Here is a 14,596-nt window from a genome sequence, read left to right on the forward strand (position 1 = left end):
CGCTTTGCTTCGGCGCAGGGACCTTCCCCCCTGCGGGGGGACCGAGGTCCGGGTGGCTCTCTCTGCGGGTCGTGCCCCCCTACTTCCGCCTTCGCTTTGCTTCGGCGCAGGGACCTTCCCCCCTGCGGGGGGACCGAGGATCGGGTCGGTCGGCCCCCTCTGCCTCGAGGACTCGGCATCTCCCCCACGTGCCGTGGGGGAGGAAACGCGGTGGTGCGCAGTGACGGCCCACCACTCGCGACTAGAAACTCGCGACTCGCGACTAGAAACTCGCGACTCGCGACTAGGAACTCGCGACCATGAAGCGTGACAATCCACACCAGGTCGTCACCGGGGCCATCAACGATGGGTGGGTCGAGGGGGGAAGCTTCCTCGGGTCCATTTTGGCCGGGTGGCTGCTTGGATGGTTGCTGGACTTCTGGCTCGACACCGACCCGTGGTTCATCGTGATCGGCATCATCGCCGGGTCGGTCAGCGGTTTCTATCGCATGTGGACACTGGCGACCAAGGACGACGATGTTCGAGAGAAGTGACGCCGAGACCTACGTAGCCGAGCAACGGCCGGTCGAACTCGACCTGGCCAAGAGCACGGTGCGTCGCACAATCGTCGTCGGTCCCATCTTGGTAGCCGTCTTCTGGCTGGTCAGGGGATGGGACGGCGCCTGGTCTGCCGCCCTGGGGGTCGCCATCGTGGTGGGCTACTACCTCATCACCGGAGTGTTCCTGTCCATGGCGGCGCGGATCTCGTTCGCCGCCTACTATGCGGCCGCGCTCCTTGGTTTCATCGCTCGATTGGGCCTGATCGCGGCGACGATGTATCTTCTCGCCAACATCTTGCCCGTCGACCGTATGACATTGGGAGTTACGGTCGTTGTGGCCTATCTTGCACTATTGGTTTTAGAAGTGAGAGCACTCGCGGGGAAGCGACGAGGAGACCATGGTTGACCAACTGATCCTGGCTAGTGAATGCGATGTCGCCAACGAGGTGATCTGCGCCCCTGCCGACGTCAAAGAGCTCTTCGAGCTCCCCACCATCTTCCACATCGGCGAGCTCGCCATCACCCGAACCATTCTCCTGATCTTCCTGGCCGCCTTCATTGTGCTGGCCATTCTCTACTTCGGGCTCCGCAAAGGAAGCGTGGTCCCTTCCAAGTTTCAGGCCGTCGTCGAGAGCCTCGTCCAGTTCGTGCGGAAGGATGTGGCGGAAGACATCATCGGACCGGATGGCGTCAAGTACGCCCCCTACCTGACCGCCATGTTCCTGTTCCTGCTGGTCGGCAACCTCTTTGAGGTCACCCCGCTGGTCAACTTCCCGATCACCTCCCGGATGGCGATCCCCGCCTTTTTGGCCATCGTCACTTATGTGATCTTCGTGTTCGTCGGTTTCAAGAAGAACGGCTTCCGCTACCTCACCGACATCATTTGGCCCAAGTCGGTTCCCATCGGGTTGCGCTGGCTGGTCGGCGTCATCGAGTTGTTTTCGACCTTCATTTTGCGGCCGCTCACCCTGGCGGTGCGGCTCTTCGCCAACCTGGTGGCCGGCCACCTCATGTTGACCCTGCTGCTCGGTTCCGGCGCCATCTTCATCTGGAACTTCGCCGATGCCGGCGCCAAGAGCCTGGTGGGCGTCGCCTGGTTCGCTTTCGGCCTCGGTATCTACCTGTTCGAGATCGTCGTGGCGGTTCTGCAGGCCTACATCTTCACGCTGTTATCCGCCGTCTACATTCAGTCTTCAGTTCACCCAGAGCACTAAGGAGGAGAAGGGAAATGGAAGGATCAATAGAGGTCCTCAAAGGAGGACTTGCCCTGATGGGGTACGGTCTCGCCGCCATCGGACCTGGCATCGGCATCGGCATCGTGGTTGGCAATGCCATCACCGCCATGGCGCGTCAGCCTGAGATGGCCGGCACCGTGCGTACCACCATGTTCCTCGGTATCGCATTCACGGAGGCGCTGGCCCTGATCGGGTTCGTGCTCTTCTTCATCGCCTAGGAGGTCACCGTGTTGTACGCACTGTCCACGGTGCTGGTCCTGGCCGCCGAAGAAGCAGAAGAGACCTCGAACGTTGGCCTTGTCCTGCCCGACCCGTATGAACTGGTCGCCGGCATCATCGCCTTCGCCATCGTCTTCTTCTTCGTCTGGAAATGGGCGTTCCCGGCCATCGACAAGATGCTCGAGGACCGTCAGCGGGCCATCAAGGGCCAGATGGAGGACGCCGAGGCCACCAAAGCCGAAGCACACAGCCTCCTCGACGACTATCGCAAGCAGCTCGCCGATGCCAAGGGCGAGGCCGCCGGGATCATCAACGAAGCCCGGTCGGCCGCCGAAGCCATGAAGGTCGATATCGTCGCCAAGGCTCAAACTGAAGCCGAGCACATCACCACCAAGGCCCGCCAGGATGCCGCCACCGAGCGCGATCGTGCCCTTGCCTCTGCCCGGGTCGAGGTTGCCAACCTGTCGATCGACCTCGCCGAGCGGGTGGTCGGGGAGAACCTCGACCGCAGCGTCCAGCTGGGTCTAGTCGAACGGTACCTAGCCGACCTGGACAGGATGACCGAGTAGATGGCCGCTGAAGACCGCATCCAGGGCTACGCGTCGGCGGTCTTCGAGATCGCCCGCGGTGAGGGTGAACTCGAACGAGTCGAGCGCGAACTCTTCAGAATCGCCCGAACCTTCGAGAGCTCCAACGAGCTGCGGGAAGCGCTCACCGATCCTCGCCTCCCGCAGGAGCGCAAGCAGGGCGTCATCGACGACCTCCTTGGTGCCAGGGCGTCTGAGCTGACCGTGTCCCTCGTCGGGTTCATCGTCGGCGCCGGTCACGCCTCCGAGCTGCCTGAGATCGTCGACGGGTTCGTTGCCAGGGCGGCCGCCGAACGGCACCGGGCGATAGCAGAGGTGCGGTCGGCCGTTGAGCTCGACGCAGAGACGATTGCCCGTCTCGAGTCGGCGCTCGCCAAAGTGACCGGAAAACAGGTCGAAGTCAAAGTCGTCGTGGACCCGAAGGTTCTCGGCGGCATCGTCGCCCGCGTCGGCGACACCGTGATCGACGGCTCGGTTCGCAGCCGTCTCGACACGCTGCGAGACACGCTACAGAGCCGCTAAGGAGTCACCGATGCCAGAGATGACCATCAATCCGGAAGACATCACGGCTTCCCTCCGCAGGAACCTCGAGGGGTGGGAGCCGACCATTACCCAGGAGACCGTCGGCTACGTCTCCTCCATCGCCGACGGTGTTGCCCGGGTCAAGGGCCTGCCCAACGCAATGGCCTCCGAACTGCTGGAGTTCCAGGGCGGACTCCAGGGGGTCGCCCTCAACGTCGATGAACACGACCTCGGTGTGGTGCTCATGGGTGAATCGAACCACATCGAAGAAGGCTCCCCGGTCCGCCAAACCGGCAAGGTGCTGTCCGTACCGGTCGGTGACGAACTACTCGGGAGGGTCGTCGACCCGCTCGGCAACCCGCTCGACGGTAAAGGTCCGGTCAACGCGTCGTCCAGCCGCCTGCTGGAGACGCAAGCGCCATCCGTGGTCGAGCGCCAGCCCGTGGTCCAGCCGCTCCAGACCGGCATCAAGGCCATCGACGCGATGACCCCGATCGGGCGCGGCCAGCGCGAGCTGATCATCGGCGACCGCCAGACGGGCAAGACCGCCATCGCCGTCGACACGATCATCAATCAGAAGGGCCTGGGCGTAAAGTGCATCTACGTGGCCATCGGGCAGAAGAGCTCGACCGTCGCAGAGGTGGTCGACGCCCTCGAGTCGCACGGGGCCATGGAGTACACGGTGGTGGTCAACGCCTCGGCGGCCATGCCGGCCGCTCTGCAGATGTACGCACCGTACGCCGGCTCGGCCATCGGTCAGTACTGGATGTACAAGGGGGAGCACGCCCTGATCATCTTCGACGACCTGTCGAAGCAGGCCGTTGCCTACCGCGAGATCTCCTTGTTGCTGCGCCGTCCGCCCGGCCGTGAGGCCTATCCGGGTGACGTTTTCTACCTGCACAGCCGTCTACTCGAACGCTGCGCCAAGCTCTCAGATGAGCTGGGGGGCGGGTCGTTGACCGGCCTGCCGATCGTCGAGACGAAGGCCGGCGATGTGTCTGCCTACATCCCGACCAACGTCATCTCGATCACCGATGGACAGATCTTCCTGGAAGCCGACCTGTTCTACTCGGGTCTGCGCCCCGCCATCAACGCCGGTATCTCGGTGTCCCGGGTGGGCGGCAACGCCCAGGTCAAGGGCATGAAGAAGGTAGCCGGTCCGTTGCGCCTCAACCTCGCCCAGTTCCGCGAACTCGAAGCGTTCGCCGAGTTCGGCTCTGAGCTCGACGCCGCCTCACTCGCCCAGTTGGAGCGGGGCCGCCGGGTGGTCGAGGTGCTCAAGCAGGGTCAATTCGAGCCGATGCCGGTCGAAGAGCAGATCGTGTCGATCTACGCGGTGACCGAAGGCCACATGGATTCGATCCCCACCGAACACGTTGAGGAGTTCGAGTCGGCGCTGATGGACCACATGCGAGCCCGCCACGGTCAGATGCTCGACACCATCCGTGAGACCGGCGCACTTCCGGACGAGGAGACCCTCGTGGCGGCTATCTCCGAGTTCAAAGACATCTACGAGATCGAGGGGTAGCGACCGGTGGCCAGCGCCGAACTCCGGGATACGCGACGGCGGATCAAGTCCGTCCAGTCGACGATGAAGATCACGCGGGCGATGGAGCTCATCGCCGCATCGAGGATCCCGAAAGCGACCGCCCGGGTGGCAGCCTCCAAGCCCTACTCGGCCAAGCTGGTCGAGGTCATCCGCAACGTGTCCGGCGCCTCCGGGGGCTCGTCGCACATGCTGCTCGAACGGCGCGAGGTGCGAAACGCGGGTGTGCTGATCGTCTCGTCGGATCGCGGCCTGGCCGGAGCGTATGCCTCGACGATCATCCGGGAAGCCGAACGCCACATCATCGCCCTGGAGAAGTCTGGAACGCCGGCACGGCTGTTCGTGGTGGGGAAGAAGGCGCAGAGCTACTTCAACTACCGCAAGTATCACATCGAGCGCACTTTCCTGGGCGTGACCGACACGCCCGGCTACGGTGATGCCAGGGCGATCGCCAACATCTTGATGGATGCGTATGCATCCCAGAACGTCGACTCAGTTGACGCTTTTTACACCCAGTACAAGTCGCCGATGACCCAGGTGGCACTCCAGTTCCAACTGCTGCCCATCGTGGCTCCGGAAGGGGCCGAGGGTGGCGAGGCCGCCGCCGCGGTGGACTATGCCTACGAGCCGTCGCCGGCCGCCATTCTCGATCGGTTGCTGCCCCGCTATGTGGAATCGACCGTGTTCAGCATGCTGCTGGAAGCGTCGGCCTCGGAGCACTCTGCGCGGCGGCGGGCCATGAAGGCGGCCACCGAGAACGCCGACGAACTCATTCGCATCCTCACCAGAATCGCCAACAGGGCACGGCAGGCTGAGATCACCACGGAGATCTCTGAGATCGTCGGCGGCGCCGAGGCGCTCGCCCCCCAGACGTCATAAAGGAGCACGGAATCGTGGCAGAAGCAACAAGCATCGGACGTATCACGAAGGTCGCCGGACCGGTGATCGACGTGGAATTCCCGCCCGACCGGCTTCCGGAGATCAACTTCGCGTTGGAGGTCGATCTGACCGTGGACGGCGTGACCAGCATGGTTATCGCCGAAACCGCTCAGCATCTCGGCGGCAACCGGGTCAGGGCCGTTGCCATGGCACCGACCGATGGTCTGGTGCGCGGCACCGAGGTCCGTAACACCGGAGGGCCGATCTCGGTTCCGGTCGGCGACCGCACCCTCGGCCACATCTTCAACATGTGGGGTCAACCCCTCGACGTCGACAGCATCGAGGACGGCGAGAGCTGGCCGATTCACCGCGCCGCCCCGGCCTTCGAGGATGTCGAACCGCAGAAGACGGTGTTCGAGACCGGTATCAAGGTGCTCGACCTCCTCTGCCCGTACCTCCAGGGTGGCAAGATCGGCCTGTTCGGCGGGGCCGGCGTCGGCAAGACCGTGCTCATCCAGGAGATGATCAACCGGGTGGCTACCCAGCACGGTGGTGTGTCCGTGTTTGCCGGGGTCGGCGAACGCACCCGTGAAGGCAACGACCTCTTCCTGGAGATGCAGGATTCCGGCGTCATCGAGAAGGCTGCGCTGGTGTTCGGTCAGATGGACGAACCGCCCGGCGTGCGGCTCCGGGTGGCGCTCTCGGCGCTGACTATGGCGGAGTACTTTCGGGACGTCCAGAACCAGGACGTGCTGCTGTTCATCGACAACATCTTCCGGTTCACTCAGGCGGGTTCCGAGGTGTCCACTCTGCTCGGCCGGATGCCGTCTGCGGTGGGCTACCAGCCGACCCTGGCCGGCGAGATGGGTGTGCTCCAGGAGCGCATCACCTCGCTGCGCGGCCGTTCGATCACGTCGCTCCAGGCCATCTACGTGCCGGCGGACGACATCACCGACCCGGCTCCGCATACGGCCTTCGCTCACCTCGACGCCACCACTGTGCTGTCCCGTCCGTTGACCGCACTGGGCATCTACCCGGCGGTGGACCCGCTCGACTCGAGCTCCCGGGCCCTCGACCCGCTGATCGTTGGCGACGAGCACTATGAGGTCGCCACATCGGTCCAGCAGGTGCTCCAGCGGTACAAGGACCTCCAGGACATCATCGCCATTCTCGGCATCGACGAGTTGTCCGAAGAGGACAAGCTGATCGTGAGCCGGGCCCGGCGTATTCAGAAGTTCCTGGCCCAGCCGATGTTCGTCGCCGAGCAGTTCACCGGCCAGGCCGGTGTGTACACGCCCATCGAGGAGACGATCCGCTCGTTCAAGGCCATCCTGGATGGTTCCATGGATCAGTACCCCGAGCAGGCCTTCTACATGGTCGGCGGCATGGACGACGTCATCGCCAGAGCGAAAGAAATCGAAGCGGTGGGCGTCTAGTGTCCCCTCTTTTCCGTTTTCGCGCGGGAATCACCCCAAATAGGGTGGGATCCCCGCGCGAAAACGTGGTTTTGGGGGTGCGCTGATGGCTAAGCCCTTCAACGTTGATGTTGTGTCGCCCGAGGCCACCGTTTGGTCCGGAGAAGCGACCTTCGTCGTGGCGCGGACCACCGAAGGCGAGATCGGCATCATGGCCGATCATGAGCCGGTCATGGCGGCGCTGGCCACCGGGGCGGTGAAGATCGAGTCGGGAGCTGAAACCGTCACCATCGGCGTGCACGGCGGATTCCTCCAGATTCTCAACAATCAGGTGACCTTGCTCACCGACCGGGCCGAACTCGCCAAGGGCGACGCCGACGCGGCCAGAAAAGTGGCCGAAGGGCTGCGCCAACTCGAAGAAGGCGCCGAGTAGGAGCGTCGCGGGTCGCGTGATCCTCGTCTCTGCGATGAGGTGATCGGTTTCGGAGGCTGGTCGGCGACCTTTTTAGGTCTTCGCGTCTTGTCGGGTGGCCCAAAATCTATCTAGCATCAAATCGTGTCTTTGCCGGCTATCGCACGCTGGGAAACAGCTTCACATCCGCGACGGCCGGTTCTACCGAAAGAAGGAATCTGATGAAGAACTGGAAAGCCCTTCTGGGGCTCATCCTGGCCTTCTCGTTGATTGTCGCCGCATGTGGCAGCGACACGACCGAGACGACCGAGGGAGTGGCAGCCCCTAGTACTACAGCTGCTCCGGCGACGACCACAACAGAGGCCGCTCCGGAAACCACCACGACACTCGCCGATACCGGCGGGACGACCACAACGACGCTGCCGCCGGTTGTCCGGGCCGACGCCGACCTGGTGATCTGGGCCGACGATACCCGTGCTCCTGCGATCACGCCGTTCGCCGAGCAGTTCGGCGCAGACAACGGCCTGACCGTTGCCGTGCAGGAAGTCGGCTCCGGCCAAATCCGCGACCGTCTGATTGTCGCCGGTCCGGCCGGTGAGGGTCCCGACATCATCATCGGAGCCCACGACTGGCTTGGCCAGCTCGTCGACAGCGGTGTTGTCGCTCCCCTAGACGTGAGCGCCGTCGCAGATCAGTTCAGTGAGGCCTCGATCCAGGCATTCAACTATGAGGGTCAGATCTACGGCCTGCCTACCTCAGTCGAGAACATTGCGCTGGTCCGCAATGTCGACCTCGTCCCGGATGCTCCGGCGACGTTCGAAGAACTGGCCGAGGTCGCCCTGGCCCTCTTCGCGGCCGGTGACGTAGAAGTCCCGCTGGCGCTGCAAGAAAACGGTAACGGCGATCCGTATCACAACTACCCGCTGGTCACCTCCTACGGTGGCTATGTGTTCGGCGTCAACGCCGACGGCAGCTACAACCCTGAGGACGTGGGCATCGACAGCGAAGGTGGCCTCGCCGCCGCCCAGGCGTTCAGCGACTATGCCGCCTCCGGCCTGATCAACGTCGACGTCACCTACGACATCATGACCGAAAGCTTCGGCAACGGCACCGCGCCCTTCGCCATCACCGGTCCATGGGCGTTGCCCAGCTTCGAGGGCGTTAATTACGTGGTGGAGCCGATCCCGCCGGCGGCCGGCGGCGAACCGCAGCCGTTCATCGGCGTGCAAGGCTTCATGATTTCGGCGTTCGCAGAGAACCCGATCTTTGCCCAGACCTTCGTACTCGACTTCATGTCGACGCAGGAGGCTCAGGTGGCGCTGTTCCAGGCTGATCCCCGTCCGCCCGCTCATCTCGGCGCATTCGCCGAGGTGTCGGCAGATAACCAGGCGATTCAGGGCTTCGGCCTCTCGGGCCAGAACGGCTATCCCATGCCTGCTATCCCTGAGATGGGATCTGTCTGGACCGCCTGGACGGATGCGTACGAACTCATCCTGACTGGTGGGGATCCCATCGCAGCGTTCACCGACGCGGCCGCGCAGATCCGAACGCTGATCGCCGCAGGTTGATCAGTCCGTGAAGCAAGGCGAACCGGGCAGGGTTGAGGAGACCGGGCTTTCGGGCCCGTCCGACCCTGCCGGTTCTCCGGTGAGCCGGGAGGAGCGATCCTCCCGGCTCTCGCTATCCGGTGGCACGATCCTCAAGCTGCTGTTCCTGGCGGCGGTCAACGCGATCGCACTGGCATCGATTCCCACCATTTGGACGGCGCGTTGGTGGGCCGGTCTGATCGTTGTCGTTGGAGCGACATTGCTCCTCGATATCGCCTACCTGACGAGACGGGCAATTCCCCTCAAGTATCTGATTCCCGGGACGATCTTTGCTCTCATCTTCCAGGTGGTCCCGGTCGTGTACTCGGGCTACATCGCATTCACCAACTACGGCACCGGGAACGTGCTCACCAAGGAGCAGGTGCTCGACAGTATCTCTACTCGGGTATCCAACGTGCCCGGTGCTACCCGCTACCAGGCCAACGTTCTGGCAGCGGACGGAGGTACGGGCGAGTTTGCTCTCCTCCTGACCGACGACGCAGGCAATCAGTTCCTTGGAACCCCCGAAGGCCTCCAGGATCCCGGTGACATCGTGCTCGACGACGCCGGCAAGGTGACGGAAGTCGACGGCTACTCAGCACTTGCGTTGCGCGATCTGGCCGATCGGCAAGACGAGTTGCAGAGCGAATTCGAGATCCCGACCGAACAGGGGGTCATCCGGGTCGTCACCGCCACCAGCGCAGCTCTCTATGAGGCCGTATTCCAATATGACGAAGCCTCCGACACGGTGACCAATATCGAGACGGGCATCACCTACACGCCGGTCGAGGGCAACTTCGTCAGCAGCACCGGCGAGAAACTCACCCCGGGTTGGGTGGCAAACATCGGCTGGAAGAACTTCAGTCGTATCTTCACCTCCCAGGCCATTCGCGGACCGTTCGTTCGGGTCTTTCTGTGGAACTATGCGTTTGCACTTCTCAGCGTCCTGTTCACATTCGTGGTCGGACTTGGGCTGGCTATGACGCTCAACCATCCAACCATGCGCGGTAAGAAGATCTACCGCTCGTTCCTGATCTTCCCGTATGCACTTCCGGCATTCCTGACCGCCCTCGTGTGGGCCGGGATGCTCAACCAGGAGTACGGGGTCGTCAACGATGTACTCAGCACAAACATCCCCTGGTTGCGTGACCCCTGGATGGCCAAGCTCTCCGTTCTCCTCGTCAACCTCTGGCTCGGCTTCCCCTACATGTTCCTGATCACGACGGGGGCATTGCAGGCGATCCCCGAAGATCTCAAGGAAGCTGCCTTCGTCGACGGAGCGACGCCGCGCCAGGCGTTTCGCCGAATCACCTTCCCGCTATTGCTGGTTTCCGTGGCCCCGCTGCTGATCGCCTCCTTCGCATTCAACTTCAACAACTTCAACATCATCTACCTCCTCAACGGCGGCGGTCCGCCGATTGCCGGCGCTCAAACTCCGGCCGGACATACCGACATCTTGATCAGCTACACCTACCGGCTGGCCTTTGAAGCCGGGAGTGGGTCGGACTTCGGTTTCGCCTCGGCTATAGCCATCATGATCTTCATCATGGTCGCCACTATCTCGGCCCTTAGTTTCCGCCGTACCCGCGCTCTGGAGGACCTTGCCTGATGGTTGTCGACAGCACCCGAGTCGAACAGAACACCACCGCTGAGCTGCAACGGCCGGGGCAGCAGTCCTCGTTCGTCAGGTGGTTCCGAAACACCGGCTGGCGTCATCTCGTGGCATGGCTGGCGCTCGTCTTTGCTCTGTTTCCGGTGATCTGGATCATCTCTGCCTCGTTCAACCCCCTCGGGTCGCTCCAGTCGCAGACCTTGATTCCCAGCAACGTGACCCTCGACAACTACAGGGAGTTGTTCGAAGAAACGGACTACGCCTACTGGTACAGGAACACGATGTTGATCGCCGGCGGCGCCGCGGCACTGCAGGTCTTGCTGGCGGCGTTTGCCGCCTACGCCTTCTCGCGGATGCGGTTTCGCGGTCGTCGGACCGGCCTGCTGACGGTGCTCTTGATTCAGATGTTCCCTCAACTCCTTGCCTTTGTGGCGATCTTCCTGATGATGGTGCAGATCAAGGGCGTGTTCCCCGCGGTCGGCCTGGGTACCAAGATCGGACTCCTCCTCATCTATCTAGGCGGAGCAATGGGCGTCAACGTATGGCTCATGAAGGGATTCTTCGACACGGTGCCGGTCGACCTCGACGAGTCCGCCAAGGTGGACGGAGCTACCCATTCGCAGATCTTCTTCCGGATAATCCTGCCCCTCGTCGCGCCCATCCTGGCGGTGATCTTTCTCCTCTCCTTCATCATGTTGCTCAACGACTTCGTGCTGGCCGACGCGGTTCTGGGTCAAGGCAGTTCCAAGAACTACACGATGGCCGTGGGTCTCTATCGATTCCTGACCGACCAGTTCAATCAACGATGGGGACCCTTCGCCGCGGGTGCCCTTCTGCTGGGGCTCCCGGTCATCGTCCTGTTCTTATTCCTGCAGCGGTTCATCGTGTCCGGGCTGACCCAGGGTTCGGTCAAGGGATGAGGCGCCGGTCGCTGGTCGCGAGTCGCGGGTAGCACGTGCCGTCGTTGCACCGTCTTTTCGCACCGATCGTGGTTCTTGCTCTTGTGGCCGCAGCTTGCACCGGGGCCGCAAACGAAACGACCACGACCACGGCTCCCGTCACCACCCCCACGTCACTCCCACCGGCGGCCACTACGACCATGCCGGCCGTCTACGACGGACCACCCCTGTACGTCAACCTGATGTGGCACCAGCACCAGCCGTTCTATCCCAAGGATGAAAACGGCGTCTATACCCGGCCGTGGGTGCGGCTACACGCCACCAAGGACTACTACGACATGGTCGCCATGGTCGGGAGCTACCCAGGTCTCAACGTCACGTTCAACCTGACCCCGGTGCTGCTGCGGCAACTCGAGGACCTGGCCGGCGGCGCCAAGGACATCTACTGGACGATGGCCGAACTGCCGGCATCGTCGCTGAGCGACGACGAGAAAACGTTCATTCTCGAGCGTTTCTTCGACGTCAATCCCCAGATCATCGCTCGCTTCCCACGCTTTCAAGAGTTAGCCGACAGCCGGGGCGGGTCGACCGGCGAAAGTGCCCTGGAACAATGGTCGAGCCAGGACTTCCTCGACCTCCAGGTGCTCTTCAACCTGGCCTGGACCGATCCCGACTTCCTGGCGGAGGAGCCGCTGGCAGCCCTCGTAGCCAGGGAGCGCGATTTCACCGAGGAAGACAAGGTCGTTGTCTTCGGTGAGCACCTGCGCATCATCCAGGAGATCATTCCGCTGCACGCTCGTCTGTGGAAGGAGGGCGTGATCGAGGTCACCACCACGCCGCTGGCGCATCCCATCCTGCCGCTCATCGCCGACACCGACCTCGCCCTCGCCGGCGATCCCACCGCTCTACTGCCGGACGACCGCTTCCGGGAGGTCGCCGATGCCGACCAGCACATCGTCCGGGGCCTCGACGAAGCGGAACGGCTCCTCGGGGCCCGGCCTACCGGCATGTGGCCCGGTGAGGGATCAGTGGCCGAACTGGTGATGGGCTTGTTCTCCAAAGACGGCGTCGAGTGGGTGGCGACCGGGGAGGACGTGCTGGCCAGGAGCCTCGACCTCGGTTCGTTCACCAGGAACGCAGATGAAACGGTGGAGCAGGGAGACCTGCTCTACCGGCCGTGGGCGGCCGAGCCGAACCGACCACCCAACGTTGGCATGTTCTTTCGCGATGTCCGTCTCTCCGATCTGATCGGCTTCGAGTATTCGGGAACCGATCCGCAGGAAGCTGCCGCCGATTTCTTGCAGCGGCTCGAGAACATCCGTGACTCACTCGACATGCAGTCCGCCGCCGACGCCGGCCTGCCCTACGTGGTGTCGGTGATCCTCGACGGAGAGAACGCCTGGGAGAACTACCCCAACGACGGCAAGGATTTCCTCGACGCGCTCTACACCATGCTGACCACGACCGACTGGATCGAGACCATCACGCCGAGCGTGTACCTGGAGCGGTTCGGCGAACCCGAGGTGATCGACGAGGTGTTCCCGGCTGCGTGGTTCCAGCCGAACTTCGCCACCTGGATCGGAGAGAAAGAAGAAGCGACGGCCTGGGACTACCTCTACGACGTTCGCCGGGATCTCAGAGCGGCCGAGCAAAGCGGTGACTACGCCGCCGAAGCGCTCGAGGCCGCGTTTGAGACAATGCTCTACGCCGAAGGCTCCGACTGGTTCTGGTGGTACGGCGCCGACCAGGAATCCGGCGACGACGGCTACTTCGATCGCGCCTACCGTGAGCTGCTCGGGCAGGTCTACGACCTCCTCGACCTCGCGCGGCCGACCTTCATCCAGGTCCCGATCATCCCCCAACTGCCAGTGGTGGCGGACCAGCAACCCGCCGATCTCCTCACCGTGACGATCGACGGTACGAGGGAGGACGCATGGGACCGGGCGGGAGGCTACGGCGACACGGTGCCGGGAGGAATCGACTGGGCCTTCGACAAGGAGAACCTCTACTTGTTCGTCGGCGTAGGCGCAGGTAGTCGATTCGACATCTACCTGGGCGCGCCGTCCGGCTCGAGCAGGCCCGTGACCGAGTCGGGAGCGGTGCTGGGCTTTGGAGCGACCCACGTTCTTCGCTGGGACGGTGCGACGAGCTGTGTCGAAGCGCCGATCGGACCTACTCCGGATCCTTGCCTGCCGGTTGCCGGCGCGGTTCTCGAAGGTGGCGGTATCGAGTTCGCAGTGCCGCTGAGCGCGCTCGGTGCGCTCGAACCGGGCGACACGATTCTCGCCAAGTTCGTACAGGGCACGACCCCGTCGCCGGCGGCCGGACCGATGGCGTTTCAGGTGCCGGACATCTCCAATATCCAGGTGTTTCTCGACGTTGAAGACCCCGTTGGCGATGATCATGGTCCCGGGTCGTACACCTATCCGGCCGATGTCGTCTTCCTGACGGGGAGCTACGACCTCAGCCGCTTTCAGGTCGGAACCGAAAACGGAGACCTGGTGCTCACGTTCGAGGTCGTTGCTCCCATTCAGAATCCGTGGGGTTCTCCCAGGAACTTCTCGGTCCAGACCTTCGACGTATACGTCGATCAGGATCCGGGGGCGGGAACCGGGGCGAGGCTGCTGATTCCCGGGCGCAACGCCTCACTCGAAGAGGGGGATGGGTGGGAGTACGGCATCACGCTGGAAGGATGGCAACCGGCGATCTATGTCGCCGACGCGGCGGGGGACCAGGAGGAAACCAGCCCTACGTTCAACGTGACCACGTTCGGGGACAAGGGCAAGGTCGTGGCCAGGATCCCCCTCGAGCTGTTCGGCGGAGGTGATCCCACCGGCTGGGGCTACGCGGCCGTCGTGCTGAGCCAGGAAGGTTATCCATCAACCGGAGTGCGGCGGGTTCGCGATGTCGAGGGCACCGCACAGCAGTGGGTCCTCGGTGGGGGACCGGCCGACCTCAACCACACCCGGATCATCGACGTTGCCTATCCCGCAGCCGGCGTCCAGGAGGACGGGCTGTCGGCGTATGTGGCGGCCTCCTCCGGCTCGATCGACGACCTCGGTGCCGGCGACTTCGGAACGATTCCGCTCAACCTCGCCGACTGACCCCTGTTCCTCTGCGTTTTCGCGCGGCATTCGCTCGCCAT

At 63.3% G+C, this 14,596-nt stretch carries 14 protein-coding genes; all 14 read left to right on the forward strand.

The window, feature by feature from the left end; genetic code table 11:
• Positions 1-299: 299 nt before the first annotated feature.
• The 14 genes from P1T08_02660 to P1T08_02725 all read left to right on the forward strand — a co-directional run bounded on the left by P1T08_02660 (position 300) and on the right by P1T08_02725 (position 14,555).
• Entirely contained in the window at positions 300-533 is a 234-nt protein-coding gene (locus P1T08_02660) for an AtpZ/AtpI family protein (GenBank protein ID MDF1594991.1), read from the forward strand.
• The gene (locus P1T08_02665; GenBank protein MDF1594992.1) at positions 517-945 is read left to right on the forward strand and encodes a hypothetical protein; all 429 of its coding nucleotides are present in this window, start codon (positions 517-519) and stop codon (positions 943-945) included. The genes P1T08_02660 and P1T08_02665 overlap by 17 nt, the downstream gene beginning before the upstream one ends.
• On the forward strand, positions 938-1,753 hold the full coding sequence (gene atpB, locus P1T08_02670) for a F0F1 ATP synthase subunit A (protein MDF1594993.1): 816 nt from the start codon (positions 938-940) through the stop codon (positions 1,751-1,753). Before P1T08_02665 ends, atpB begins: the two co-directional genes overlap by 8 nt.
• A 14-nt stretch (positions 1,754-1,767) precedes the next feature.
• The gene (gene atpE, locus P1T08_02675; protein ID MDF1594994.1) at positions 1,768-1,992 is read left to right on the forward strand and encodes an ATP synthase F0 subunit C; all 225 of its coding nucleotides are present in this window, start codon (positions 1,768-1,770) and stop codon (positions 1,990-1,992) included.
• Positions 1,993-2,001: 9 nt separating this feature from the next.
• Positions 2,002-2,562: a F0F1 ATP synthase subunit B gene (atpF, locus tag P1T08_02680; GenBank protein ID MDF1594995.1), complete on the forward strand. Its 561-nt coding sequence runs from the start codon at positions 2,002-2,004 to the stop codon at positions 2,560-2,562.
• A complete protein-coding gene (gene atpH / locus P1T08_02685) occupies positions 2,563-3,102 on the forward strand; it encodes an ATP synthase F1 subunit delta (GenBank protein ID MDF1594996.1) in 540 nt (179 codons plus the stop codon).
• 10 nt (positions 3,103-3,112) lie between these two features.
• Entirely contained in the window at positions 3,113-4,630 is a 1,518-nt protein-coding gene (atpA, locus tag P1T08_02690) for a F0F1 ATP synthase subunit alpha (GenBank protein ID MDF1594997.1), read from the forward strand.
• Between the two features lie 6 nt (positions 4,631-4,636).
• The gene (locus P1T08_02695; GenBank protein ID MDF1594998.1) at positions 4,637-5,527 is read left to right on the forward strand and encodes a F0F1 ATP synthase subunit gamma; all 891 of its coding nucleotides are present in this window, start codon (positions 4,637-4,639) and stop codon (positions 5,525-5,527) included.
• 14 nt (positions 5,528-5,541) lie between these two features.
• Positions 5,542-6,963 (forward strand): F0F1 ATP synthase subunit beta, encoded by a 1,422-nt coding sequence (atpD, locus tag P1T08_02700; GenBank protein ID MDF1594999.1) that lies wholly within the window; start codon positions 5,542-5,544, stop codon positions 6,961-6,963.
• An 85-nt stretch (positions 6,964-7,048) separates the two neighbouring features.
• Positions 7,049-7,375, forward strand: coding sequence for a F0F1 ATP synthase subunit epsilon (locus P1T08_02705; GenBank protein ID MDF1595000.1), 327 nt, complete (start codon positions 7,049-7,051; stop codon positions 7,373-7,375).
• Positions 7,376-7,575: 200 nt separating this feature from the next.
• Positions 7,576-8,922 (forward strand): maltose ABC transporter substrate-binding protein, encoded by a 1,347-nt coding sequence (locus tag P1T08_02710; protein MDF1595001.1) that lies wholly within the window; start codon positions 7,576-7,578, stop codon positions 8,920-8,922.
• Between the two features lie 7 nt (positions 8,923-8,929).
• Entirely contained in the window at positions 8,930-10,549 is a 1,620-nt protein-coding gene (malF, locus tag P1T08_02715) for a maltose ABC transporter permease MalF (GenBank protein MDF1595002.1), read from the forward strand.
• Entirely contained in the window at positions 10,549-11,472 is a 924-nt protein-coding gene (locus P1T08_02720) for a sugar ABC transporter permease (protein ID MDF1595003.1), read from the forward strand. Before malF ends, P1T08_02720 begins: the two co-directional genes overlap by 1 nt.
• Positions 11,473-11,507: 35 nt before the next feature.
• On the forward strand, positions 11,508-14,555 hold the full coding sequence (locus tag P1T08_02725; protein ID MDF1595004.1) for a glucodextranase DOMON-like domain-containing protein: 3,048 nt from the start codon (positions 11,508-11,510) through the stop codon (positions 14,553-14,555).
• Positions 14,556-14,596 lie beyond the last annotated feature (41 nt).

The sequence above is a fragment of the Acidimicrobiia bacterium genome (assembly GCA_029210695.1).
GTDB lineage: Bacteria > Actinomycetota > Acidimicrobiia > Spongiisociales > JAHEDJ01 > JAHEDJ01.